This window comes from Burkholderia sp. WAC0059 (genome assembly GCF_002870125.1).
Lineage (GTDB): Bacteria > Pseudomonadota > Gammaproteobacteria > Burkholderiales > Burkholderiaceae > Paraburkholderia.
On the sequence record NZ_PNEO01000052.1, the window covers coordinates 1 to 2,904 of the forward strand.

The 2,904-nt window shown below is 60.9% G+C and carries 6 protein-coding genes; 5 read left to right on the forward strand and 1 reads right to left on the reverse strand.

The genetic code is table 11. From position 1 onward, the window contains the following. From CY652_RS23610 to CY652_RS23630, 5 genes are all read left to right on the forward strand, one after another. The coding region (locus CY652_RS23610) for a zinc-binding dehydrogenase (RefSeq protein WP_146010134.1) at window positions 1-137 on the forward strand (137 nt) is incomplete at its 5' end. 85 nt (window positions 138-222) lie between these two features. Further along, complete coding sequence (gene nfsB, locus CY652_RS23615) at window positions 223-876, forward strand: oxygen-insensitive NAD(P)H nitroreductase (RefSeq protein WP_102133120.1); 654 nt, start codon at window positions 223-225, stop codon at window positions 874-876. Window positions 877-971: 95 nt separating this feature from the next. After that, window positions 972-1,259, forward strand: a complete 288-nt coding sequence (locus CY652_RS23620) for a putative quinol monooxygenase (RefSeq protein ID WP_102133117.1) — start codon at window positions 972-974, stop codon at window positions 1,257-1,259. Window positions 1,260-1,316: 57 nt separating this feature from the next. Beyond that, the gene (locus CY652_RS23625) at window positions 1,317-1,676 is read left to right on the forward strand and encodes a CidA/LrgA family protein (protein WP_102133118.1); all 360 of its coding nucleotides are present in this window, start codon (window positions 1,317-1,319) and stop codon (window positions 1,674-1,676) included. Then, window positions 1,673-2,395: an LrgB family protein gene (locus CY652_RS23630; protein WP_102133119.1), complete on the forward strand. Its 723-nt coding sequence runs from the start codon at window positions 1,673-1,675 to the stop codon at window positions 2,393-2,395. Before CY652_RS23625 ends, CY652_RS23630 begins: the two co-directional genes overlap by 4 nt. A 71-nt stretch (window positions 2,396-2,466) precedes the next feature. Here the strand turns inward: CY652_RS23630 and CY652_RS23635 are convergent, their stop codons facing one another. Next, a complete protein-coding gene (locus tag CY652_RS23635) occupies window positions 2,467-2,760 on the reverse strand; it encodes an H-NS histone family protein (RefSeq protein WP_102133121.1) in 294 nt (97 codons plus the stop codon). Window positions 2,761-2,904: the final 144 nt, after the last annotated feature.

The window sequence follows — 2,904 nt, forward strand, 5'->3', positions numbered from 1 at the left end:
CGCTGATCGACTCGGGCGTGCTGCGCACGACGCTGAACGAAACGTTCGGGACGATCAACGCGGCGAACCTGCGGCGTGCGCACGAGCTGATCGAAACTAATCGCGCGCGCGGCAAGATCGTGCTCGAAGGATTCTGAGCGAAGCGGTTTCCGGGCTGGTCCGGCTGTGCCCGTCATGCTGCCGGGCTGGCTGACATTTTTATCGACGAGGGAGGGCAGCATCGTGAATATTGCAGGCTATGCGAAGAAGCGGTACTCGACGAAAGCGTTCGATCCCGCGCGCAAGGTGCCGGATGAAATAATTGCACAGTTGCGCGAGCTGATTCGTTTCAGCCCGTCGTCGGTGAATTCGCAGCCCTGGCATTTCGTCGTCGCGTCGAGCGACGATGCGACGGCGCGTGTCGCGAAGGCGGCGCAGGATCGCTTCACCTATAACGAGCCGAAAATCCGCAACGCATCGCACGTGTTCGTGCTGTGCGCGCGTGTGCTGATCGACGACGCGCATCTTGCGAGCGTGCTGGCGCAGGAAGAGAACGATGGGCGCTTCGTCAGCGCTGACGCGCGCAACGCGCAGCGGGACTCGCGTCAGGGTTACGTCGACACGCATCGCTACGAGCTGAAGGACGCGCAGCACTGGATGGAGAAGCAGGTCTACCTCGCGCTGGGGACACTGCTGCTCGGCGCAGCGACGCTCGACGTGGACGCCTGCCCCATGGAAGGCTTCGACGCGAAGGTGCTCGACGACGAGCTGGGTCTGCGCGGGAAGGGCTTCACCAGTGTCGTGCTCGTGGGAATCGGCTATAGCGGCGAGGGCGATTTCAACAAGGCGCTGCCGAAATCTCGTATGGCGGCTGAAGCGGTCTTTACGGACATTTGAGTCCGGTATGCGCCAGCGGGCCGCTGAGTATTTAACGCACCCGTGTATAGCGCACTGTCTGGCTTCATCACGCAGTCGACTGGAGATTCACACTCATGGTTATCAAATTCATCGTCGCGGTGATTACCGCCGAACCTGCTCATTCGGATGCCGTCGAACATGCGCTGCAAGCCGCCGTGACCGCAGTACGCACCGAGCCCGGATGCATTCAGTACGACCTGCACAGGGACCAGTCGAAACCAGGGCGGTTCGTCATGATCGAGCAGTGGAGCGACGAACAGGCGCTGAAGACGCATGGCGAAGCAGAGGCGTTCCGGAAGCTGTCGTCCGTGCTCGACGGCCGGGCGTCGCTCGAGATCACCGATCTGGCAAAAATTGCGTGATGAACCCGTCGGCTGTGCGCATCGGCAGCCGACCGGATTTCGGAGGGAGTACCCGGCATGCTGGCAGCAATTTCGACGCTTCTGCTGTTCCAGTTCATCGGCGAGACGCTGGCGACGGTGACGCATGTGCCCATACCCGGGCCGTTGATCGGCATGGTGCTGCTGCTCGTGTGGTTGATGGTCAGCGGCGGCCCGTCAGCCGGGATGGAGAGTTTCGGTCGCAGCCTGCTGTCGTGGCTGGCGCTGCTGTTCGTGCCGGCTGCCACTGGCCTTGTCACCGGACTCGGACTTCTCGAGGCCGACTGGTGGCGTATTGCGCTTGCCATTGTGGTGTCCACTGCGCTGGGACTGGCGACGACAGGGTGGTTGATGGACCGGCTGACCCGGTTCATCCATGACAGGCCGGAGCAACCATGACATTCACGCTCGGACCGAGCCTCACTGAAGCCGTGCTGAAGACCCCGGTGTGTGGGCTACTGGCCACGTTGGCTGCATACCAGATCGGGCTGGTGGTTAACCGGCTCGCGAAGGGCAACGTGCTTGCTAATCCGGTGCTGGTGTCGGTGCTCTTGCTCGTGGTCCTCCTGAAGGCGGCGCATATCCCATATCAGAGCTATTTCGCGGGCGCGAAATTCGTGCATTTCCTGCTCGGGCCGGCAACAGTGGCGCTTGCGCTGCCGATGTACCGTAATCTGCACCATATCCGCCGCACCGCGGGCGCGCTCGTTCCGGCGTTGTGTGCGGGCTCGATTGTATCGGCGGGTGTTGCATTGCTGATCGGCAAGTATTCCGGTGCCGCGCCAGTGGTAACGGCTTCGCTGATCGCGCATTCGGCCACCACGCCCATCGCGATGAGCATATCGGCGGGGATCGGCGGAGACCCGGCATTGACTGCCACCTTCACGCTGTTTACCGGAATCATGGGTGTGTTGCTCGTGCGCCTGATTTCCGCATTGGTACGCGTGACAGACTCGCGCGCGCAGGGGTTAGCTGCAGGTACGGCGGGGCATGGACTGACGACAGCTCATATGCTGTCGATTAACGAAACCGCCGGTGCTTTCGGGGGACTGGCCATCGGCATGAATGGCGTGTTGACTGCTCTCCTGGCTCCGATGCTGGCGTCGTTGGTGCGATGAATTACGGGGGGAGTCCGCGCTGGCTGTGTGCTTACATCCGACTAGATGCGTCAGCAACGCGACGCTGAGCTTTATTTAATCAGAAATTTGTCGCGGTTCGGCACGTCCTTGATCCAAGCGGGTGCCCGACCACGGCCTGACCACGTTTCACCGGTCTTCGGATTCTGGTATTTCGCAGCAACCTCGCCTCGTGTACCGCCGGCGCGCTTGCGGCCAAAAACGTCTTTCTCGGTGAAGCCGTACAAGGTGACCTTTTCGCGAATCTCAGTCAGAACTGCGGCCGATTCTGCCGCAATGGCAGCGTCCAGCTCTGCTTGAGTTTTTTCCAGTTGTGCTTTGAGATCGGCGATTGATTTGGTTGCCATTGAGCGGCCCCCGGTAAACAGTGCCATGATGTAAGCGAGTTTTCGGCGGACTTTTCGAAGGAAAGGAGCCGTGCGATGAAACGCAAACGCTTTAGTGTCGAGCAGATTGTGGCTGTGTTGAAGCAAGCCGAAGCGGGCATGGCA

Excerpts from the sequence above, each read along its gene's own strand:
- CY652_RS23620 (WP_102133117.1), top strand. The coding sequence starts at position 972 with ATGGTTATCAAATTCATCGTCGCGGTGATTACCGCCGAACCTGCTCAT.
- CY652_RS23625 (WP_102133118.1), top strand. The coding sequence starts at position 1,317 with ATGCTGGCAGCAATTTCGACGCTTCTGCTGTTCCAGTTCATCGGCGAG.
- CY652_RS23630 (WP_102133119.1), top strand. The coding sequence starts at position 1,673 with ATGACATTCACGCTCGGACCGAGCCTCACTGAAGCCGTGCTGAAGACC.
- CY652_RS23635 (WP_102133121.1), bottom strand. The coding sequence starts at position 2,760 with ATGGCAACCAAATCAATCGCCGATCTCAAAGCACAACTGGAAAAAACT.